We start from the raw sequence: 19,810 nt of genomic DNA, 5'->3' as shown, positions 1-19,810 counted from the left end.
ATCGCGGGCAAGCCCGCTCCCACAGTTTTCAGGTTGTACGCAGAACTGCGATCACCTTTAAACCTGTGGGAGCGGGCTTGCCCGCGATGCTTTTACTGGTTACGCAGGCTTTCCAGCAGCTTGTGCGTCGGATAACCATCCGCTGGCCAGCCGAATGACTGCTGCGCACTGCGGATCGCCTTGCGCGTATTGGCGCCGATGATCCCGTCTGCCGCACCGGCGTCGTAGTTGCGCGCGGTGAGCAGGTTTTGCAGTTCGATCCGCTCGGTGCGGCTCAATGGCAGATCGTCTTTTGGCCAGCTGCCATTGATCAGGCCGGCTCCGTTGAAGCGCTCGGACAACAGGCTGACGGCCAGTGCGTAGGACGACGAGTTGTTGTACTTGAGGATCGCCCGGAAGTTATCGAGGATCAGGAACGCCGGGCCACGGTAACCAGCCGGCAGCAGCAGGGCGGCGGACAGTTGCTCGGAACCGGCCGGCACCTGGCCACCGTTCGGCAGGATCACGCCCAGTTGCCGCCATTCGGCGACGCTCTTGCGAATCGCGCCGTCGGCCAGGGTGTAATTGAAACCGCTTGGCAGTTGCACTTCGAAGCCCCACGGCTGGCCACGCTGCCAGCCGGAGCTTTGCAGGTAATGCGCGGTGGAGGCCAATGCGTCAGCCGGGCTGCCCCAGATGTCGCGGCGACCGTCACCGTCGAAATCCACGGCGTGGGTGTTGTAGGTGGTCGGGATGAACTGGGTCTGGCCCATGGCGCCGGCCCAGGAGCCGAGCATTTTCTCCGGCGTGATGTCGCCCTGTTGCAGGATCTGCAGTGCCGCAATCAACTGCGCATGGGCAAAGCCCGGACGGCGGCCTTCATAAGCCAGAGTGGCCAGCGAGTTGATCACCGACTTGCTGCCCTGGAACTGGCCGAAATTGCTTTCCATCCCCCACACCGACACCAGCGCCTGACGATCGACGCCATAACGCTGTTCGATGCTTTGCAGGATGTCGGCGTACTGGCTGATCAGCGCCTGGCCTTTGCGCACGCGCAAGGGCGAAAGCGCGCCGTCCAGGTATTCCCAGACCGGCCGGGCGAATTCCGGCTGGCTGCGGTCGGCGCGAATCACGCTGGCATCGAAGCTGACATTGGCGAACGCGCGGTCGAACAGGTCGGCACGAATGCCGGCAGCCAGAGCTTCCTTGCGGAAACCGGCCTGCCATTCGGCAAAGGTCTGGGTCGGTTGCAGGTCGAAGTTGTCACCGGACGGCACTACCGGCGGGATGACCGCTGGGGCTGTGGCAACGGGGGCGGTCTGAAGCGGTTGAGCGTCGGCGGCGGTGGGTTTTTCCGCGCAGGCGACGAGCAGTACGAAGCTGGAGGCAGCGATCAGTTGGCGGAAAGGCCAACGACGGGAAAGACTGAGGGGCATGCACAGGTCCAGGGGATACGAATCAGGTGCAGACCTTAACATGAGGAGGGGGTGCTGTGCTTCAAGCGGCCAGAAAGTAAGAAGCCTCCCAGCTGTCAGACTGGAAGGCTTCGCGGCGGTAGCTGCCTTTACCCTTGGTGGGTCGTTCCTGGCGGCTGCGGAACAGGGGTTGGGCGACGATGGATTTGGCCTTGTTGTGGCCATGTTTCGATGGCTTTTTGCTCATGAGGGTTCTCGCGAGTGAGTGGGTTTTGCGCGGCGAATGATCTGCCGATGTGTAGCGTCTGTCTATAGGACCGAGGGCGGGATGTTCTGTAGGAAATGGATTTGATAAAAACGGGACCGCCGAGCGCGATCCCGGATTTCATTCGGCAGGCAACGTCAGGCGCTGACTGGCCATCAATAGCGCCAACCGGCTCAGACTCATCCACGGCGAGCCCGCCGCCTGACCCTTGATCTGCGCATCGATGCGCTGGGCTTCGAGCAGCAACTGCGCCCAGCGTTGTGCCGAATAGCGTTGCAGGGCCTTGCTCATCAGCGGTTTGCGCTTGTCCCAGACGGGCGGCTTGGCCTGGCTGAAGCACTTGTCCAGCGGCGTGCCCTGGCTGTATTGCAACGAGATGTTGGCCAGCAGACGCAACTCCCGAGCCAGAGCCCAGAGGATCACCGGCGGCTCGACGCCTTCACCGCGCAGCCCTTCAAGCATGCGCAGGGCGTGAGCCGGTTCGCCGTTGAGCACCGCGTCGGTCAGGCCAAACACATCGAAGCGCGCACTGTCGGCCACGGCCGCCTGCACGGTTTCGACGGTGATCTGCCCGCCCTCGGCCATCAACTTGAGCTTTTCGATCTCTTGCGCGGCAGCCAGCAGGTTGCCTTCGACTCGCGCCGCAATCAGCTCGACCGCGTCCTGACTGGCCGACAAGCCGGCCTGGGACAAACGCTGACGAATCCAGCTCGGCAACTGGTTGGCGTCCACCGGCCAGATCTGCACGAACTGGGTCTGCTGACCTTCGACCAGCGCCTTGCCCCACTTGGTCTTCTGCGCGCTACCGTCCAGCTTCGGCAGGCTGATCAACAGCACCGTGTCTTCTGCCGGGCGCGCGCAGTATTCGATGAGTGCGGCAGCGCCCTTGTCACCGGGCTTGCCCGAAGGAAGGCGCAGTTCCAGCAGGCGTTTTTCGGCGAACAGCGACATGCTGGCCCCGGCCAGCAGCAACGTACCCCAATCGAAATTGGCGTCGGCGGCGAAGACCTGGCGTTCGTCGAACCCCTGTTGGCGGGCGGCGGAGCGAATGGCGTCGGCAGCTTCCTGACACAGCAGCGGATCATCGCCGCTGATGATGTAGACCGGCGCGAGAGCGCCTTGCAGGTGTTTGCCGAGTTGGGCGGGAGCGAGCTTCATAAGAAGGGGCGAACGGGGCGCCTGAGCGCCCCGAACGTCTTACTGCTGCGGCAGTTCGAGCGGCGACTGACGCGGAGTTTCCGCCTCAGCCTTCTGCGCCGCTTCGAGAGCGTCGGCTTCTGCCTTGGCCCGTGCGTTGGCGGTTTGTTGCAGAGCGTCCAGTTGTGCCGGCGTCAGCTGTTGCAGACGAATCATCATGCGCTGTACCAGCTCGCGGCGGGTTTCACGGCGGGCATCGTTGGCTTCCTGATCGGAACCTACCAGGTTGTTGCCATCGTGGATGAACACGCGCTGCACTTCAATCTTGTCGCTTTTGAGCAGCAGGTCCTTTTCGCCACGGATATCGTAGTTGAGCACGGTGCTCACCTGATATTCGCCAGTGCGACCGGCGCCGGCGTAGCTGAGGATGCGCTGGGATTCCTGTTCATCGGCCAGGAAAAGCTTGTAGGGCGCACCGGAAACGATCCGGACACCGCTGGCCTCCAGCATCTGACGCAGTTGCGTCACGGTTTCGCCGTAGGCGTTGCGGGCGCTCAGATCGAGCTCTTTGATCGACAGTTCGTGGGTGCCGGTGCCGCGCAGCTGGAAACCGCAGGCGCTCAACAGGACTGCGAGGCCCATCACCAGCAGATTGCGTTTGATCATTGTGTTGCTCCCCTTGAAACCATGTGGGCCGACCCTGCGGCCCGAAAGGTTTTACTGGGCGTCAGGCACACCTGACGCCCGATCCAATTAGCTGGCGACGATATTGACCAGTTTCCCGGGCACTACGATCACTTTACGAATGGTCAGACCGTCGACGAAACGCAGCACGTTTTCGTTGGCACGGGCAGCGGCTTCGACTTCTTCGCGAGTGGCGCCGGCCGGCATGTCGATCTGGCCGCGCAGTTTGCCGTTGACCTGGATCACCAGGGTCAGGCTGTCCTGAACCAGTGCGCTTTCATCCACCACCGGCCAGCCGGCGTCGATCACCGGGTCAGCGTGGCCCAGGCGGTTCCACAGCTCGTGGCTGATGTGCGGCGTGATTGGAGCCAGCAGCAGCGTGACGGCTTCCAGACCTTCCTGAACCAGTGCGCGATCCTGTTCGGTCGCTTGCGCGGCTTTTTCCAGCACGTTCATCAGCGTCATCACCTGAGCGATGGCGGTGTTGAATTTGTGGTTCTGGCCGACGTCGTGGCTGGCCTGCTTGATCGCCTGATGGATCGCGCGACGAATGACTTTCTGCTCGTCATTCAGGCCGGCGATGTCCAGTTTGCCCGGCAGCCCCTGAGTGATGTGGGCCTGAGCCAGACGCCAGACACGCTTGAGGAAACGGTGCGAACCTTCCACGCCCGAGTCGGACCAGGCTGCACTCATGTCGGGCGGCGAGGCAAACATCATGAACAGGCGGCAGGTGTCTGCGCCGAACTGGTCGATCATCGACTGCGGGTCGACGCCGTTGTTCTTCGACTTGGCCATCTTCTCGGTGCCGCCGATTTCCACCGGCAGGCCGTCAGTCTTCAGCCTGGCGCTGGTGACGTTGCCTTTGCTGTCGCGTTCGAGGTCGACGTCCGCCGGGTTGAACCAGGTGTAGGCGCCATTGGCCTCGCGACGATAGTACGTCTCGGCGATCACCATGCCCTGGGTCAGCAGGTTCTTGAACGGCTCGTTCGAGCTCACCAGGCCTTCGTCACGCATCAGCTTGTGGAAGAAACGCGCGTAGAGCAGGTGAAGAATGGCGTGTTCGATACCGCCGATGTACTGATCCACCGGCAACCAGTGGTCGGCCGCGGATTTTTCCACCAGACCGCCTTCAAAGTGCGGCGAGGCGTAGCGAGCGTAGTACCAGGACGACTCGACAAAAGTGTCCATGGTGTCGGTTTCACGCTTGGCAGGCTGGCCGCATTTCGGGCAAGCGCACTCGTAGAACTCGGGCATGCGCGCCAGCGGCGAACCGGCGCCGTCCGGCACCACGTCTTCCGGCAGGACGACAGGCAGTTGATCTTCCGGCACCGGCACATCGCCGCAGGCATCGCAGTGGATGATCGGGATCGGGCAGCCCCAGTAGCGCTGACGGCTGATGCCCCAGTCGCGGAGGCGGAACTGGGTGCGCGAAGCGCCCAGCTCTTTCTTGATCAGGGCCACTTCCATGGCGTCGAACGCGCCGGCGAAGTCCAGGCCGTCGAATTCGCCGGAGTTGATCAGCGTGCCGTGCTCGCCGTAGGCGTCTTGCCATGGCGCCGGGTTGGTTTCACCGGAACTGGTGCGCACCACGGATTTGACCGGCAGGTTGTACTTGTGGGCGAATTCGAAATCGCGCTCGTCGTGCGCCGGCACAGCCATGACCGCGCCGTCGCCGTAGTGCATCAGTACGTAGTTGGCGACCCACACCGGCAGTTTCTCGCCGGTCAGCGGGTGCTCGACGAACAGGCCGGTCGGCAGGCCTTTCTTCTCTTGGGTGGCGACGTCGGCTTCGGCAACGCTGCCGCCCTTGCATTCGGCGATGAACGCCTGCAGCTCAGGGTTGTTTTTTGCAGCGAGGGCAGCCAGGTGGTGCTCGGCAGCCACGGCAACATAGGTTGCGCCCATCAGGGTGTCCGGACGGGTGGTGAAGACTTTCAGGGTACCGCTCTCGCCGATCGAATCGACGTTGTACGGGAACTGCACTTCCATCCCGCGGGACTTGCCGATCCAGTTGCGCTGCATGGTCTTGACCTGCTCAGGCCAGCCGGTCAGTTCGTCGAGGCTCTCCAGCAGTTCATCCGCGTAGGCGGTGATCTTGAAGTAGTACATCGGGATTTCGCGCTTCTCGATCAGCGCGCCGGAACGCCAGCCGCGACCGTCGATCACCTGCTCGTTGGCCAGAACGGTCTGGTCGACCGGGTCCCAGTTCACGGTGCCGCTTTTCTTGTAGATCACGCCTTTTTCGAACAGGCGAGTGAACAGCCATTGTTCCCAGCGGTAGTAATCCGGTTTGCAGGTGGTGACTTCGCGCGACCAGTCCACCGCCAGGCCCAGGCTGCGCAGCTGGGATTTCATGTAGGCGATGTTTTCGTAGGTCCACTTGGCCGGGGCCACGTTGTTCTTCATCGCGGCGTTTTCCGCCGGCATGCCGAAGGCGTCCCAACCCATCGGTTGCAGAACGTTCTTGCCGAGCATGCGCTGGTAGCGGGAGATCACGTCGCCGATGGTGTAGTTGCGCACGTGCCCCATGTGTAGCTTGCCGCTGGGGTAAGGGAACATCGACAGGCAGTAGTAAGTCTCCTTGCCTGGCTGTTCACTGACTTCAAAGGACTTTTGCTCGTCCCAGAACGACTGGGCGGCGGCTTCGATTTCACGGGGCTGATATTGTTCGTGCATGGCTACTTTTGTACTGGATAGGGGTGGCCTAATCCTCTTCAATGCGACATCCGGGGCGTGCCGGACGAGCTGGAAGTGGAGTTACAGGAAGCGCCGTAGCATACATGACCGCGCTTGGCCTAGGGAAACCCTGATTGCAGCCGTTTGACCGGTCAAAATCGCGGCGAGGGCCGTTGGTCGCGGCGTGCAGCCGGTTTGTGCAGCGAAGCTAAGCTCTAACTGGGGAGTGAGTCTTATCTTCAATGAGGTGAGGGATGGTGGAGTCACAGCAAAAAAACGTTACCAAACCCGAGTTGTACGAGCGGTTGATCGATCGTCTGGGTATGGCCCTGGACGCGGCAAAAACCGCTGGAAGGCTGCGCGACGAGCGCCCCCTGGAGCTGGAATTGCGTGGCTTGAGTCCCGCCGAGTTCAAACTGGTCAAGGCCTATCTGGATCGCAGTGAGCGTGAAACCCACGGATACCTGTCACAAGCAGTGAAACAACTCGATGCAGCCCATACGGCCAAGGTCATCTGGCTCAAGGACAAGGCGCCCGGCAGAGATTCCGTCAAGGTTCGGACGCTGCAGGCCAAGTAAACGCATGGCAGGTCAAAAAACGGATCTTTTTCAACGGGATCCGACCCTACTGGTTGTCGCGCTGTATCAACCCACTTAGGCTTCGGGCATCTCTGGAGATGCTCGATGCCTTTTCGTTATTTCATCAAACAACTTCTGTTGCCGCCCGGCCTTCTTTTGCTGCTGTTGCTGGCGGCCTGGTGGCTGCGTCGTTCGCGACCACGGCTGGCCGGGCTGTGTTTTGCCCTGGGTTTTGGCGGGTTCTGGCTGATGAGCTTGCCGGTGGTCGTGCAGTGGGGCGCCAAGGCTCTGGAGCGGGAACCGCCGCTGGCACGGGAAGCCTGGACAAGCCTTGCGCAGCGCGCCGATGCGATTGTGGTGCTGGGCTCCGGTCGCGAGCGTGGCGACCTGGCCTGGGGTGAAGATCAACCGACCGGCGTAGGGCTGGAGCGACAGCGCTATGCAGCGCGACTGGCCAAGGCCTCGGGATTGCCGATTCTGACCAGCGGTGGTCTGCATTACGGTACGCCGCCGACTGAAGCCAAACTGATGGCCGACTCGTTGCGTGATGATTTCGGTGTGACGGTGCGCTGGCAGGAAGGAGAGAGCCGCACCACGTGGGAAAACGCCGAATTCAGCGCCAAAGTGCTGTTGCCGGAAGGCGTCAAACGCATCGTGCTGGTGACCCAGGCCTGGCACATGCCGCGAGCGGTGTGGAGTTATCAACAGGCCGGATTTGAAGTGGTGCCGGCGCCGGTCGGTTTCCTCGGCACGGACAATGCCCGTCCGTTTGGCGGCTGGCTGCCGGAATTCAAGTCGATCTGGCAGAGCGGGCAGTTGATGAACGAGGCGGTGGGGCAAATCGGTTATTCGCTGTTCTATCGAGGGGATGACAGCGACGATTGATTACTCCCGCGCAGTACGCGGGAGTGAGCGGCTCTTCAGAGAGTCTTGGACATCCGGTTGGTCATCAGCGCCCAGCCGAACAGCACCACGCACAGGATGATCAGCGGCCACGAGCGCCATTGCAGATACGGCGTCAGGTTGTGCATCGGCACCACTTCGCCGTACAGCACGCCCTGTTCGAACTGCGGAATGCGCTCGGTGATCTGCCCGAACGGGTTGATCAGCCCGGTCACGCCGTTGTTGGTCGCGCGAATCATCCAGCGCCCGGCTTCAAGCGCACGCATCTGCGCCATTTGCAGGTGCTGCAGCGGGCCAATGGACGTACCGAACCAGGTGTCGTTGCTGATCGTCAGCAGCAGATCGCTGCGTGCCGCCAGACCAGCGGCGAACTCCGGGTAGACCACTTCGTAGCAGATAAACGGCGCGATCTGATATCCCTTGGCCTGCAACAAGGCCTGATCGGCAGGGCCGCGGGCGAAGTCGGACATCGGCAGGTCGAAGAACGCGATCAACCCGCGCAGGATGTCCTGCAACGGTACGTATTCGCCGAACGGCACCAGCTTCTGTTTCAGATAAGTGCCATCGCCTTCGCCGACGACGGTGATGCCGTTGAAGAAGCGTTTTTCATGACGGACCATTTCGCGGATCGGCACGCCGGTGATCAGCGCCGATTTACGCTCGGCCGCGAAGTTGCCCATCATGCTCAGATAGCCCTCGGCGGACTCCTTGAGCACCGGGACTGCGGTTTCCGGCCAGATCAGCAGGTCTGCCGGTTTCGAACGGAAACTCAGGTCGCGGTACAGCGCCAGTTGCGCATTGAGTTCGGCCGGGTCCCATTTCATGCTTTGCGCGACGTTGCCCTGAATCGCGGCAACGGTCAGCGGTGCACCCGCCGGGCTGGTCCAGGCATGGCCCTTGAGCGCAATGCCCGCCGCCCATGGCCCGATCAGCAATACCAGGCCGGCAGCGATGAAGGCTTTGCGGCGGGTTTGCAGCAGTCGCGGTGCGTTGTAGATCAGTGCAGCGGTCAGCGCCAGGACGAACGACACCAGCCACATGCCGCCTACTGGCGCGAGCCCGGCCAGCGGACCGTCGAGCTGGCTGTAACCGGAATACAGCCAGGGGAAACCGGTGAGGAACCAGCCACGAAACGCTTCCTGGCCTACCCATAACGCCGCAAACGCCAAGGCGTCGGCCACCGGCGCTTCGTTACGCCGCAACCAGCGTGCCCACAGCCAGGCAGGCAGGGCGAAGAACCAGGCAATGGCCGCCGTGAAGATCAGCATCAGGAAACCGGCCAGCAGCACCGAAGCACCGCCGAAATGGTGGATGCTGTAATAGATCCAGCTGGTGCCGGCGCCGAACAGGCCGAAACCGAAGCACCAGCCACGACCCAATGCCTGACGCGGGCTCAGCTCGCGCAGGCCGGCATAGAACAGGCCGACCGCCAGCAGGGCCAGCGGCCAGAGATCGAACGGTGCCAGAGCGAAGGTGGTGATTGCACCGGCCGCCACGGCCAGCAGGTTACCGGGCCAGCCGGGGCGGGTTGTCCAGCGCATTTCAGTCCTTATTTATTACCGGGCGATTGGCGTCAGTCGCAGCAAGTGAATCCGACGGCTGTCGGCATTCAGGATGCGGAAACGATAGGCGCCGATTTCAGTGATTTCGTTGCGTTTTGGCAAGTGCCCGAACGCGCTCATCACCAGCCCGCCGACGGTGTCGAACTCGTCGTCGGAGAATTCGCTGTCGAAGAACTCGTTGAAGTTCTCGATCGGCGTCAGGGCCTTGATCAGGAAATCACCGCTGGGCAGCGGCTTGATGTAGCTGTCTTCTTCGACGTCGTGCTCGTCTTCGATGTCGCCGACAATTTGCTCGAGCACGTCTTCGATGGTCACCAGACCGGCCACGCCGCCGTATTCGTCGATGACGATGGCCATGTGGTTGTGGTTGGCGCGGAATTCACGCAGCAACACGTTCAGGCGCTTGGACTCCGGCACGAAGGTGGCCGGGCGCAGCAGGTCCTTGATGTTGAAGCTGTCGCCGTTCTCCTTGAGGATCAGCGGCAACAGATCCTTGGCCAGCAGCACGCCCATCACGTCGTCATGGCTTTCGCCGATGACCGGGTAGCGCGAGTGGGCCGAGTCGACCACGGCAGGGAGGAATTCGCGGGGTGTCTGGGTCGCCTTGATGCTGATCATCTGCGAGCGCGGCACCATGATGTCGCGAACCTGCAGGTCAGCCACCTGGATGGCGCCTTCGACGATGGCCAGCGCTTCGCTGTCCAGCAGTTTGTTCTGATGTGCATCGCGCAGCAGCTCAAGCAGCTCCTGGCGGTTCTTCGGCTCGTGGGCAAAAGCCTGGGTCAGTTTGCCCAGCCATGACTTTTGCCCGTTGCTCGATCGATCTTCGCTCATAGCGATTACTCTGAATCCTTTGTTGTAACAGTAGGGGATGTTTCGGTTTCGTCGTCCGCGTACGGATCGGGATAACCCAATTCGGCAAGCAACTCGCGTTCCAGTGCTTCCATTTCCTCGGCTTCCTCGTCATCTATATGGTCGTAACCCAGCAGATGCAAGCAGCCGTGAATGACCAGATGTGCCCAATGGGCCTTCAGTTCCTTGCCTTGCTCGGCGGCTTCGCGCTCGACCACCGCCACGCAGATCACCAGATCGCCCAGCAATGGAATGTCGAGAAACTCGTCGGGCACTTCGGCGGGAAAGGACAGGACGTTGGTCGCGTAATCCTTGTGGCGCCAGGTGTGATTCAGTTCGCGGCCTTCTTCCTCGTCGACCAGACGAATGGTCATTTCCGAGTCGGCGGTGCGCTGGCGCAGGGCCAGTTCGCACCATTGGCGGAACTCGGCTTCAGTCGGCGCAGACGCTTCGGTCGCGATTTGCAGGTCAAGCTCAAGCATCGTGGCGAGTGTCCTTTGGCGCTTCATCAGCGACACGCGTCTCGAAGCGCTCGTAAGCTTCGACGATGCGTTGCACCAACGGATGGCGCACCACGTCTTTGGGCTGGAAGTGGGTGAAGCTGATGCCCGGCACATCCTTCAGGACTTCGATGACGTGATGAAGTCCGGACTTGGTGCCGCGCGGCAGGTCGACCTGGGTGATATCGCCGGTGATCACGGCCGTCGAGCCGAAACCGATCCGGGTCAGGAACATCTTCATCTGCTCGACGGTGGTGTTCTGGCTTTCATCGAGAATGATGAAGCTGTTGTTCAGCGTACGACCGCGCATATAGGCCAGCGGCGCGACTTCGATCACCTGACGCTCGATCAGTTTGGCTACGTATTCGAAGCCGAGCATTTCGTAGAGCGCGTCGTAGAGCGGGCGCAGGTACGGGTCGATCTTTTGCGACAGGTCGCCGGGCAGGAAGCCGAGTTTTTCACCCGCTTCGACCGCCGGACGCACCAGCAGGATGCGACGGATCTGTTCACGTTCCAGCGCATCCACCGCACAGGCGACAGCCAGATAGGTCTTGCCGGTACCGGCCGGGCCGATGCCGAAGTTGATGTCGTTGCCGAGGATTTCCTTCACGTAGCGCAGCTGATTCAAGCCGCGTGGGCGAATCATGCCTTTTTTGGTGCGCAGGGCGACGGAGGCTTCGGCGGGGGCGTGATTGTCCAGCTGCTCGACGGCCGATTCCTGGAGGAACAGGTGAACCGTATCCGGCGACAGCTCTGAACCCTTGGTTTCCCGGTACAGGCGGCGAATAAGGTTTTCCGCGGAAGTGGTGTGCTTGGGTTCGCCGATCAGTTCGAACTGATTGCCGCGGTTGCGGATCTCGATGGCCAGGCGCTGTTCGATCAGGCGCAGGTGCTCGTCGAACTGCCCGCACAGATTGGCGAAGCGGCGAGCCTCAAAAGGCTCGAGGATGAAACGATGTGGTTCGATGGGTGCGTTCAAGGTCGTATTTAGCCGCCCTGGGGCAATTAGGATGAAATCAAGGATAACGCCAGCGGCCTGGGTGCGAAAGCTCTTAAAAAGCCTTGCATCGATTCAGCCGTCTGGCGGGGTCTCCTTGCGGTGTTATTGGATCAGCGAGCCGCGCAGCGAGTGCGGTTGCGCCGCGTCGATGTGGACGTCGGCGAACTGGCCGATCAGGGTCGGATTATCGCAGCGGAAGTTGACGATACGGTTATTCTCGGTCCGCCCTTGCAGCTCGCCCGGGTCTTTCTTCGAATAATCGGTCACCAGAATCCGCTGGACCGAACCGACCATTTGTCGGCTGATCTCGAACCCTTGCTGATTCAAACGGTGCTGCAAGGCGTTCAGGCGTTCTTTCTTCAGTTCTTCCGGGGTGTCGTCGGCCAGATCGGCGGCCGGAGTGCCCGGGCGCTGGCTGTAGACGAACGAGTAGGAAAAGTCGAAACCGACATCGGCAATCAGCTTCATGGTCTGTTCGAAATCTTTCTCGGTTTCCCCCGGGAAGCCGACGATGAAGTCCGAGCTGATGCAGATGCCCGGTACGGCGGCGCGCAGTTTGCGCAGCTTGGATTTGTACTCCAGCGCCGTGTGGTTGCGCTTCATGGCGGCCAGGATCCGGTCCGAACCCGACTGCACCGGCAGGTGCAGGTGCTTGACCAGTTCCGGCACTTCGGCGTGGGCCTGGATCAGGCTGTCGGAGAACTCCAGCGGGTGCGAAGTGGTGTAGCGGATGCGGTCAATGCCATCGACCGCTGCGACCACGCGGATCAGTTCGGCCAGGTCCGCCAGGCGACCGTCGTGGGTCAGGCCGCGATAACCGTTGACGTTCTGCCCCAGCAGGGTCACTTCACGCACGCCGTGTTCGGCCAAGTGAATGATTTCGGCGATCACGTCGTCGAACGGCCGGCTGACCTCTTCGCCGCGGGTGTAAGGCACCACACAAAACGTGCAGTACTTGCTGCAGCCTTCCATCACCGACACGTAGGCGCTCGGGCCGTCGATGCGCGGCTCGGGCAGGTGGTCGAATTTTTCGATTTCCGGGAACGAGACGTCGACTTGCGGCAGCTTGCTGATGCGCGCGGCGTCGATCATTTCCGGCAGACGGTGCAGGGTCTGCGGGCCGAATACCACGTCGACGTACGGGGCGCGATCACGGATCGCCGCGCCTTCCTGGCTGGCCACGCAACCGCCGACGGCGATCACCATGTCCGGGTTGGCCAGTTTCAGTTCGCGCCAGCGGCCGAGCTGGGAATACACCCGGTCCTGGGCGCGTTCGCGGATCGAGCAGGTGTTGAGCAGGATCACGTCGGCATCTTCGGCGCGCGCCGTGACTTCCAGGGCCTGGTGTTCGCCCAGCAGATCGACCATGCGCGAGCTGTCGTACTCGTTCATCTGGCAACCGTGGGTTTCGATGTAAAGCTTCTTGGCCATGGAATAGGGTCGTCACGTGGTTCAAAGAACCGCGCATTATAGGGAACATGTCCCCAGGTTCCTACCGCTGCGCGTCCGGTGGCTATGCTATAGTTTGCGCCCTCATTTTTACCCTGATGTCGTCCGCCCGCCATGACCAAACGCGAAGCTCCAATCTACAAGGTGATTTTCCTCAACCAGGGCCAGGTGTTCGAAATGTACGCCAAGCAGATCTATCAAAGTGATCTGTGGGGCTTCCTGGAAGTGGAAGAGTTCGTCTTTGGCGAGCGCACGCAAGTGGTCGTCGACCCGAGCGAAGAGAAGCTCAAGGCGCAGTTCGAAGGCGTGGTGCGCAGCTTTGTGCCGATGCACTCGATCGTGCGCATCGACGAGGTCGAACGTCTGGGTACGCCAAAGATCAGCGAGGCCCGTGGCGGTGTTGGTAACGTGATGCCGTTTCCGGTGCCGATGCCCGAGAAGTAAGCCGTAAGACCGAGTTGTCTCTTTCGCGAGCAAGCCCGCTCCCACAGGGGAATGCATTCCAATGTGGGAGCGGGCTTGCTCGCGAAGAGGCCAGAAAAATCTATAGAGAAATCAGGGCAGGGGCGAGAACGGCGTACGCCCGTCGGCGCTCTGCAGTTCCATCAGGTATTTACGGAAAATTTGCCCGAGCACCTGGGTCGCGGTTTCCAGGTCTTCGCGGGGCATTTTTTCGGCCACTTCGTCGGCCGTGTCCAATGCCTCTTCAGCACCGTTGACCGCCGCCATCTTCAGCACGATGTAGGCCTGAACGTTGTTAGCCTGCACGCCTTCGCCGTGGAAGAACATGGTGCCGAGCTTGAATTGCGCCTGGGCGTGGCCTTGCAGCGAGGCCTTTTCGAAATAGCTCAGGGCTTGATTGAGGTCGCGCGGCGCGTTCTTGCCGTCGTAGTAGAACTCACCCAACTCGTATTGCGCTTGCGCATCCCCCTCATCCGCTGCCTTTTGGCAGGCGGCGAGGGCCTGCGTGACATCTTGCGGCTGAGTATTGAGGGTGCAGCGACCCATCGCCGGGATCAACAACGAGTTGCCGCCTGCTTGTGCATGTGCGAGCAGCGGCTGAAGGAGCAACAGGCAGCCCAAGGCAAGGGTGCGGCCGGTGCGGTTCATGGGAATCGACTTACCTCTGAAGGGCGCGCGGACCCGTCGAGGGATCCAATAAGCGCGCATTATGAAATAAGCAGGGCCATCCTTACAAAGTCTTTACTCGATTTTCTGCTGCGCGGGAAATATATCGCCCACTTTATGGGAGATTTTTGGCAGGCGTGTCGGAAAAGGCGTGCGGATGTAGGAGAACGCTGACGCTGGCAATGGCCAACGTCAGCGGCGGGGCGTTTTACTTCAACTTGGCGAAGGCGCGATCGGCGGCGTCGAGGGTGAGTTTCAGCTCGGCTTCGCCATGGGCGATCGAAGTGAAACCGGCTTCGAAGGCGCTCGGTGCCAGGTACACGCCACCTTCCAGCATCAGGTGGAAGAAACGGCCGAACAGCGCTGCATCGCTGGCCATCACGTCTTCAAAAGTAACAATGTCGTCGGCACCGCTGAAGTACAGACCGAACATGCCGCCCGCCTGGGTGGTCACGAACGGAATGCCCGCCGCATCAGCGCGCTGTTGCAGGCCGTCGAGCAGGCGCGTGGTGTAGTCGGTCAGTTCGGCGTGGAAGCCCGGGCGGCTGATCAGGCGCAGGGTGGTCAGGCCGGCGGCCATCGCCAGCGGGTTACCCGACAAAGTGCCTGCCTGATAGACCGGGCCCAGTGGTGCGATGCGTTCCATGATCGAGCGCTTGCCGCCGAAGCAGCCGACCGGCATGCCGCCGCCGATGATCTTGCCGAAGGTGGTCAGGTCCGGGGTCACGCCGTAGTAGGCCTGGGCGCCGCCGAGGGCAACGCGGAAACCGGTCATCACTTCGTCGAAAATCAGCACCACGCCGTGCTTGTCGCACAGGCTGCGCAGGCCTTCGAGGAAACCAGGCGCCGGCGGTACACAGTTCATGTTGCCGGCCACTGGCTCGACGATGATGCACGCGACGTCTTGGCCGACTTCGGCGAGCATTTTTTCAACGGCGTCGATGTCGTTGAACGGCAGGGTCAGGGTGTGTTTGGCGAACGCTGCCGGTACGCCGGCCGAGCTTGGCACGCCCTGGGTCAGTGCGCCGGAACCGGCCTTGACCAGCAGGCTGTCGGAGTGACCGTGGTAGCAGCCTTCGAACTTGATGATGCTGTCGCGGCCGGTGAAACCACGGGCCAGACGGATCGCGCTCATGGTCGCTTCGGTACCGGAGCTGACCATGCGCACCATCTCCATCGACGGCACCAGCGAGCAGACCAGGTCGGCCATCTCGGTTTCCATCGCGGTCGGCGCGCCATAGGACAGACCGTGCTGCAACTGGTTGCGCACCGCGTCCAGCACGTCCGGATGGCTGTGGCCGAGGATCATCGGACCCCACGAGCCGACGTAATCCACATAACGCTTGTCGTCTTCGTCAGTGACGTAGGCGCCTTCGGCGTGCTTGAAGAACAGCGGCGTGCCGCCGACGCTCTTGAACGCGCGCACCGGCGAGTTCACGCCACCGGGAATGTGTTTCTGGGCGTTGGCAAACAGGGTTTCGGAACGAGACATGATCGGGCTCTCAGACTTTTAATAATTCATTGAAGGCGCGGGCGCGGCGGGTCACTTCGGCGGTGCTGTCGGCGCCGAACAGGCCATGGACCACGGCCAGCAGATCGACACCGTGGGCCACCAGCGGCGCGGCGTTGTCGAGGGTGATGCCGCCGATCGCGCAGATCGGCAGGTGCAGGGTGCGTTTGGCCTCGTCGAGCAGATCGAGGCTGCAACTCGGTGCACCGGGTTTGGTGTTGGAGTTGAAGAAGCGACCGAAGGCGACATAGCTCGCACCTTCTTTGGCGGCCTGTTCGGCCAGTTCAAGCTGCGCGTGGCAGGTCGAGCCGATGATCGCCTTGGAACCGAGCAGGGCGCGGGTCGGCGACAGCGGGCCGTCGGTCTGGCCTAGGTGCACGCCGACGTTCAGGCGCGCGGCCAGTTCGGCGTCATCGTTGATGATCAGTTGCGACTTGTAGCGTTCGCACAGATCGCGCAGGGCTTCGGCCTCACGCAGACGGCGGGCTTCGTCGCTGCTCTTGTCGCGGTATTGCAGCAGGGTGACGCCGCCTTCCAGCGCCGCCTCCACATAGGACAGAAACTTCCCGGCCAGCAACGGACCGTCGGTGATGGCATACAGGCCACGTAGTTTCATCGCGCAGACCTCAGGCTCGGAACATCAGGAACAGAAATCCAGCGGCAGGCGACGCGGCACGAACTGGCCTTTGCCCAGCTGTTCGGCATCGCGCAGGGTGCGCCAGGTGTAATCCAGCGCAGTACGCACCGCGCTGGCGAGGTTTTCGCCCAGTGCCAGGCGGCCGGCAAGCGTGCTGGCCAGGGTGCAGCCGGAACCATGATAGCTGCCCGGCAGGCGCTGGCACTTGAAGGTTTCGCGCAGGCCGTCGCGGCTGTACAGGCGGTTGTGGATTTCGGTTTCGTCGCCGTGCCCGCCGGTGATCAGCAGGTTCTTGATGTACGGCAACAGTTTTTCAGCGCACTCGTCCGCGGTGCCTTCCGGCAGTTCGGCGAGGATCCGGGCTTCGGGAAGGTTGGGGGTGGCGATGATCGACAGCGGCAGCAGGCGTTCGCGCATGGCGTAGCCGACTTCGTCCTTGCCCAGGCGTCCGCCGCCGCCGGCGCGCAGCACCGGGTCGCAGACCACTGGCAAGTGCGGGTGCGCCTGAAGCAGTTCGACAACGGTGTCGACCATTTCCAGGGAACCGAGCATGCCCAGTTTCACTGCCGTGACTTCGGAATCGTTGAGCACGGCATTGGCCTGGGCCAGTACCCACTCACGGTCGAGGACGCGAAAGTCAGTGACGTTGACGGTGTCTTGCACGGTCAGGGCGGTGACGGCCGGAGCCGCATGGCAACCCTGAGCGAGCAGGGCTTCGATATCTGCCTGCAGGCCGGCGCCACCACTGGGGTCGTGGCCGGAGAGACAGAGGACAACGGGGCGTGAGCTGTAGATATTCATGGTGCGCGAGCTTACCACCAAACCTGTTTTTCGGGTGTTGTGGCGCAGCGCGCGGCCGATAACACGGGTAGCGGATCCGCAGCGCTTGTCACAATTTGACCGAGCAAACAGCTCTAGCCCGGTGTTCTGCTCTGGAATGCCCGTTCTAGAGCCTTCTTCGGAAAAATTTCCATGGTGCTCAATGGCCATCAACGGCTATGCTAGAGTGGATCCAAACCAATAACAGGTAATACCGGTTTTACGTCATCTCAAAGGGAATGGGGGGCTTCCTGACACAACCGGCCAAGCCACGCTGGGGCTTCAATGCGCTATTTGTTGATGTTGCTGTTCTGCTTGCCCCTCCTGGCAAGCGCCGTCGAGTTCGACGAGTTCACCCAGAGCCTCCCGCTGGGTCGATCCCTGCAAGTGTTCGAAGACCCGAGCGGTCAGGCGAGCATTGCTGACGTCCGTGCGCAAGCCGCCGCCGGAAACTTCAAACCCCATGACAAAGCCACGCTCAATGCCGGTTATTCACGCTCGGCGTTCTGGCTGAAGATCGACCTGCATTACCGCCCGACCAATCCGTCGGCGCAGCGCAGCTGGTTGCTGGAACTGGCGTATCCGCCCCTCGATCATCTCGACCTGTATCTGCCCGATGCCGCCGGCGACTACCGTCTGGTGCGGCAGACCGGGGACGCCTTGCCGTTCGCCAGTCGCGAGATCCGCCAGAATAATTACCTGTTCGACCTGGCGTTCAAGCCGGATCAACAGCGAACCGTTTATCTGCGGTTGTCCAGCGAAGGCTCGATTCAGGCGCCGGTGACGTTGTGGTCGAGCACCGCGTACCTCGAAGACCAGCCAGTGCGCCTGTACGTGCTGGGGATCATTTATGGCGTGCTGCTGGGGATGCTGGTCTACAACCTGTTCATCTACCTCAGCGTGCGCGACACCAGTTACCTCTATTACATCTTCTATATCGCCTCGTTCGGCCTTTATCAGTTGTCGGTCAATGGCGCGGCGGTCGAGTATTTCTGGCCGGACAACCCGTGGTGGGCCAACGCCGCCACGCCGTTTTTCATCGGTTGCGCGGGGCTGTTCGGCAGCCAGTTCGCCCGCAGTTTCCTGCAGACGAAGAACCACAGCCGCTGGCTCGATCGCTTGTTGATGGCCCTGATCGCGTTCGGCGCCGTGGTGATCGGCCTGTCGTTGATGACCAGTTATGGCCTGGCCCTGCGTCTGGCGACGACCCTTGCGCTGACCTTTACCGTGGTGATCTTCGCCGCCGGGATCCTGGCCTGGTGGCGTGGCTTGCGGGTGGCGCGCTATTTCATCATTGCCTGGTCGGCGTTCCTGATCGGCGGCATCGTCAACACCATGATGGTGCTGGGCTTGCTGCCGAACGTGTTCCTGACCATGTACGCCAGCCAGATCGGCTCGGCCATCGAAGTGGCGCTGCTGTCGCTGGCGCTGGCCGACCGGATCAACGCGATGCGCGAACAACAGGCACAGACCCTGTTCGACGCCGGTCAGAAGCTCGAAGTGCTGAACCAGCAACTGGCCCACAGCAACAAGCTCAAGGATGAATTCCTCGCGACCCTGACCCACGAACTGCGCACGCCGATGAACGGGGTGATCGGTTCGCTGGAGCTGATGCAGACCGTCGAGCTCGATCCGGAACTGGAGCAATACCAGCAGACCGCCGCCGGTTCGGCCCGAGACATGATGCGCATGGTCAACGGCATCCTGACCCTGACCGAGTTGCAGGCCGGCAAGCTCAAGGCGACGCCGGGCAGTTTCAGTCTGCGCGGGGTAATCGAGGCGTTGCGGATTCAGTTCGATGGCAACGCTTCGAGCAAGTCGCTGGACTTCAAGGTCGACGTGCTGCCGACCCTGCCGGATCGTCTGCACGGCGACAGCGCCAAACTCGCGCAATGCCTTGAGTGTCTGCTGGACAACGCGATCAAGTTCACCCGTGTCGGCGGTCTGGCATTGCGGGTGACGGGCAAACCGTCGACAGACAATCGCCTGGCGCTGTCCTTCGCGGTGATCGACACCGGCATCGGTTTTACCGATCTGGGCGAGGCGACGCTGTACCAGCGGTTCTTCCAGCTTGACGGTTCGATGACCCGCGAATACGGCGGTCTGGGCGTCGGTCTGGCGATCTGCCGTCAATTGGTGGAACTGCTCGGCGGCAAGCTCACGCACCGTTCAGAGCCGGGGCGCGGCAGCCGTTTTCAGCTGGATGTCGAGTTTGAGTTGCCGGAAGCGGAAGCCGTGCCCGCGTTCAGCCGCGACACCGTGCGCGCGCCGCAGGATTGCACCGTGCTGCTGGTGGACGACAACAGCGTCAACCAACTGGTGATGCGCGGCATGTTGCTCAAGCTCGGTTTCCGGGTGCGCACCGCCGACAACGGCGCGGCGGCGCTCGACTGTTTGCAGCGTGAGCGCTTCGATGCCGTGCTGATCGACTGCCAGCTGCCACCGCTCGACGGGGCATCGCTGTGTTGCCAGATTCGTGACCTGCCGGGATGCGCCCATCTGCCGGTGTTCATGATCGCGCAGGGGGCGGATCGAGAGCATCGCGCGTCGGGTGGCTCGATCGATTACCTGAGCAAACCAGTGAAGTTCGAGGATTTGCAGGTTGCGATGCAGCGGCGGGTATTGAGTTGCTGATAGGGTGAAAGCGCCGGTATTTAGGCCGATATGACACTTTGATCGGTTCGGGGGCGGTGCTTAACTGAAGCTCTGGCCGATC

At 61.8% G+C, this 19,810-nt stretch carries 18 protein-coding genes; 4 read left to right on the top strand and 14 right to left on the bottom strand.

Translation table 11 applies throughout. The features are described from left to right. Positions 1-92: 92 nt before the first annotated feature. The 5 genes from KJY40_RS26615 to leuS form a co-directional block, all read right to left on the bottom strand. Positions 93-1,415: a lytic murein transglycosylase gene (locus tag KJY40_RS26615; RefSeq protein ID WP_230733712.1), complete on the bottom strand. Its 1,323-nt coding sequence runs from the start codon at positions 1,413-1,415 to the stop codon at positions 93-95. A 61-nt stretch (positions 1,416-1,476) separates the two neighbouring features. Then, positions 1,477-1,641 carry an alternative ribosome rescue factor ArfA gene (gene arfA / locus KJY40_RS26610; RefSeq protein ID WP_007958672.1) on the bottom strand — a complete coding sequence of 55 codons (165 nt, stop codon included), beginning with the start codon at positions 1,639-1,641 and terminating at the stop codon, positions 1,477-1,479. Between the two features lie 138 nt (positions 1,642-1,779). Then, a complete protein-coding gene (gene holA, locus KJY40_RS26605) occupies positions 1,780-2,817 on the bottom strand; it encodes a DNA polymerase III subunit delta (RefSeq protein ID WP_230733710.1) in 1,038 nt (345 codons plus the stop codon). Positions 2,818-2,856: 39 nt separating this feature from the next. Then, positions 2,857-3,462 carry an LPS-assembly lipoprotein LptE gene (locus KJY40_RS26600; RefSeq protein WP_230733708.1) on the bottom strand — a complete coding sequence of 202 codons (606 nt, stop codon included), beginning with the start codon at positions 3,460-3,462 and terminating at the stop codon, positions 2,857-2,859. Between the two features lie 87 nt (positions 3,463-3,549). Further along, on the bottom strand, positions 3,550-6,156 hold the full coding sequence (gene leuS / locus KJY40_RS26595) for a leucine--tRNA ligase (RefSeq protein ID WP_230733706.1): 2,607 nt from the start codon (positions 6,154-6,156) through the stop codon (positions 3,550-3,552). A gap of 254 nt (positions 6,157-6,410) precedes the next feature. Here leuS and KJY40_RS26590 point away from each other — a divergent pair, with 254 nt between their 5' ends. Together KJY40_RS26590 and KJY40_RS26585 are read left to right on the top strand one after the other, a co-directional pair. Beyond that, positions 6,411-6,734 (top strand): hypothetical protein, encoded by a 324-nt coding sequence (locus KJY40_RS26590; RefSeq protein ID WP_230733705.1) that lies wholly within the window; start codon positions 6,411-6,413, stop codon positions 6,732-6,734. Positions 6,735-6,839: 105 nt separating this feature from the next. After that, positions 6,840-7,619: a YdcF family protein gene (locus tag KJY40_RS26585; protein WP_230733704.1), complete on the top strand. Its 780-nt coding sequence runs from the start codon at positions 6,840-6,842 to the stop codon at positions 7,617-7,619. Positions 7,620-7,654: 35 nt separating this feature from the next. On the opposite strand, the gene lnt is transcribed toward KJY40_RS26585, so the two are convergent. The 5 genes from lnt to miaB all read right to left on the bottom strand — a co-directional run bounded on the left by lnt (position 7,655) and on the right by miaB (position 12,982). After that, positions 7,655-9,178: an apolipoprotein N-acyltransferase gene (lnt, locus tag KJY40_RS26580; RefSeq protein WP_230733703.1), complete on the bottom strand. Its 1,524-nt coding sequence runs from the start codon at positions 9,176-9,178 to the stop codon at positions 7,655-7,657. Positions 9,179-9,193: 15 nt separating this feature from the next. Further along, positions 9,194-10,033, bottom strand: coding sequence for an HlyC/CorC family transporter (locus KJY40_RS26575; RefSeq protein WP_007909641.1), 840 nt, complete (start codon positions 10,031-10,033; stop codon positions 9,194-9,196). A gap of 5 nt (positions 10,034-10,038) precedes the next feature. Continuing rightward, positions 10,039-10,533, bottom strand: coding sequence for an rRNA maturation RNase YbeY (gene ybeY / locus KJY40_RS26570; protein ID WP_007958682.1), 495 nt, complete (start codon positions 10,531-10,533; stop codon positions 10,039-10,041). Further along, positions 10,526-11,530, bottom strand: coding sequence for a PhoH family protein (locus KJY40_RS26565; protein ID WP_085608754.1), 1,005 nt, complete (start codon positions 11,528-11,530; stop codon positions 10,526-10,528). Before KJY40_RS26565 ends, ybeY begins: the two co-directional genes overlap by 8 nt. A 123-nt stretch (positions 11,531-11,653) precedes the next feature. Then, complete coding sequence (gene miaB, locus KJY40_RS26560) at positions 11,654-12,982, bottom strand: tRNA (N6-isopentenyl adenosine(37)-C2)-methylthiotransferase MiaB (protein ID WP_074691567.1); 1,329 nt, start codon at positions 12,980-12,982, stop codon at positions 11,654-11,656. 132 nt (positions 12,983-13,114) lie between these two features. Between miaB and KJY40_RS26555 the strand changes: the two genes are divergently transcribed. Further along, positions 13,115-13,444: a DUF1820 family protein gene (locus KJY40_RS26555; protein ID WP_007958692.1), complete on the top strand. Its 330-nt coding sequence runs from the start codon at positions 13,115-13,117 to the stop codon at positions 13,442-13,444. A gap of 111 nt (positions 13,445-13,555) precedes the next feature. Here KJY40_RS26555 and KJY40_RS26550 read toward each other — a convergent pair whose 3' ends face one another. From KJY40_RS26550 to KJY40_RS26535, 4 genes are all read right to left on the bottom strand, one after another. Beyond that, positions 13,556-14,110, bottom strand: a complete 555-nt coding sequence (locus KJY40_RS26550) for a tetratricopeptide repeat protein (protein WP_230733702.1) — start codon at positions 14,108-14,110, stop codon at positions 13,556-13,558. 226 nt (positions 14,111-14,336) lie between these two features. Continuing rightward, entirely contained in the window at positions 14,337-15,620 is a 1,284-nt protein-coding gene (hemL, locus tag KJY40_RS26545) for a glutamate-1-semialdehyde 2,1-aminomutase (protein ID WP_230733701.1), read from the bottom strand. Between the two features lie 10 nt (positions 15,621-15,630). Next, positions 15,631-16,254, bottom strand: a complete 624-nt coding sequence (gene thiE / locus KJY40_RS26540) for a thiamine phosphate synthase (RefSeq protein WP_230733699.1) — start codon at positions 16,252-16,254, stop codon at positions 15,631-15,633. 24 nt (positions 16,255-16,278) lie between these two features. After that, positions 16,279-17,076 (bottom strand): hydroxymethylpyrimidine/phosphomethylpyrimidine kinase, encoded by a 798-nt coding sequence (locus tag KJY40_RS26535; protein WP_230733697.1) that lies wholly within the window; start codon positions 17,074-17,076, stop codon positions 16,279-16,281. Positions 17,077-17,379: 303 nt separating this feature from the next. Between KJY40_RS26535 and KJY40_RS26530 the strand changes: the two genes are divergently transcribed. Continuing rightward, complete coding sequence (locus tag KJY40_RS26530) at positions 17,380-19,728, top strand: hybrid sensor histidine kinase/response regulator (RefSeq protein ID WP_230733695.1); 2,349 nt, start codon at positions 17,380-17,382, stop codon at positions 19,726-19,728. The last annotated feature ends 82 nt before the right edge of the window (positions 19,729-19,810 follow it).

This window comes from Pseudomonas fitomaticsae, assembly GCF_021018765.1.
GTDB lineage: Bacteria > Pseudomonadota > Gammaproteobacteria > Pseudomonadales > Pseudomonadaceae > Aquipseudomonas > Aquipseudomonas fitomaticsae.
Note: the sequence above shows the minus strand (reverse complement) of the source record. Positions and strands in the feature narration are given on the sequence as shown.

What these genes read in the sequence shown, in the direction of transcription:
- arfA (WP_007958672.1), bottom strand. Translation starts at nt 1,641, where the DNA reads ATGAGCAAAAAGCCATCGAAACATGGCCACAACAAGGCCAAATCCATC.
- KJY40_RS26550 (WP_230733702.1), bottom strand. Translation starts at nt 14,110, where the DNA reads ATGAACCGCACCGGCCGCACCCTTGCCTTGGGCTGCCTGTTGCTCCTT.
- miaB (WP_074691567.1), bottom strand. Translation starts at nt 12,982, where the DNA reads ATGGCCAAGAAGCTTTACATCGAAACCCACGGTTGCCAGATGAACGAG.
- holA (WP_230733710.1), bottom strand. Translation starts at nt 2,817, where the DNA reads ATGAAGCTCGCTCCCGCCCAACTCGGCAAACACCTGCAAGGCGCTCTC.
- ybeY (WP_007958682.1), bottom strand. Translation starts at nt 10,533, where the DNA reads ATGCTTGAGCTTGACCTGCAAATCGCGACCGAAGCGTCTGCGCCGACT.
- KJY40_RS26530 (WP_230733695.1), top strand. Translation starts at nt 17,380, where the DNA reads ATGCGCTATTTGTTGATGTTGCTGTTCTGCTTGCCCCTCCTGGCAAGC.
- thiE (WP_230733699.1), bottom strand. Translation starts at nt 16,254, where the DNA reads ATGAAACTACGTGGCCTGTATGCCATCACCGACGGTCCGTTGCTGGCC.
- KJY40_RS26585 (WP_230733704.1), top strand. Translation starts at nt 6,840, where the DNA reads ATGCCTTTTCGTTATTTCATCAAACAACTTCTGTTGCCGCCCGGCCTT.
- KJY40_RS26615 (WP_230733712.1), bottom strand. Translation starts at nt 1,415, where the DNA reads ATGCCCCTCAGTCTTTCCCGTCGTTGGCCTTTCCGCCAACTGATCGCT.
- KJY40_RS26600 (WP_230733708.1), bottom strand. Translation starts at nt 3,462, where the DNA reads ATGATCAAACGCAATCTGCTGGTGATGGGCCTCGCAGTCCTGTTGAGC.
- leuS (WP_230733706.1), bottom strand. Translation starts at nt 6,156, where the DNA reads ATGCACGAACAATATCAGCCCCGTGAAATCGAAGCCGCCGCCCAGTCG.
- hemL (WP_230733701.1), bottom strand. Translation starts at nt 15,620, where the DNA reads ATGTCTCGTTCCGAAACCCTGTTTGCCAACGCCCAGAAACACATTCCC.
- lnt (WP_230733703.1), bottom strand. Translation starts at nt 9,178, where the DNA reads ATGCGCTGGACAACCCGCCCCGGCTGGCCCGGTAACCTGCTGGCCGTG.
- KJY40_RS26535 (WP_230733697.1), bottom strand. Translation starts at nt 17,076, where the DNA reads ATGAATATCTACAGCTCACGCCCCGTTGTCCTCTGTCTCTCCGGCCAC.
- KJY40_RS26590 (WP_230733705.1), top strand. Translation starts at nt 6,411, where the DNA reads ATGGTGGAGTCACAGCAAAAAAACGTTACCAAACCCGAGTTGTACGAG.
- KJY40_RS26555 (WP_007958692.1), top strand. Translation starts at nt 13,115, where the DNA reads ATGACCAAACGCGAAGCTCCAATCTACAAGGTGATTTTCCTCAACCAG.
- KJY40_RS26575 (WP_007909641.1), bottom strand. Translation starts at nt 10,033, where the DNA reads ATGAGCGAAGATCGATCGAGCAACGGGCAAAAGTCATGGCTGGGCAAA.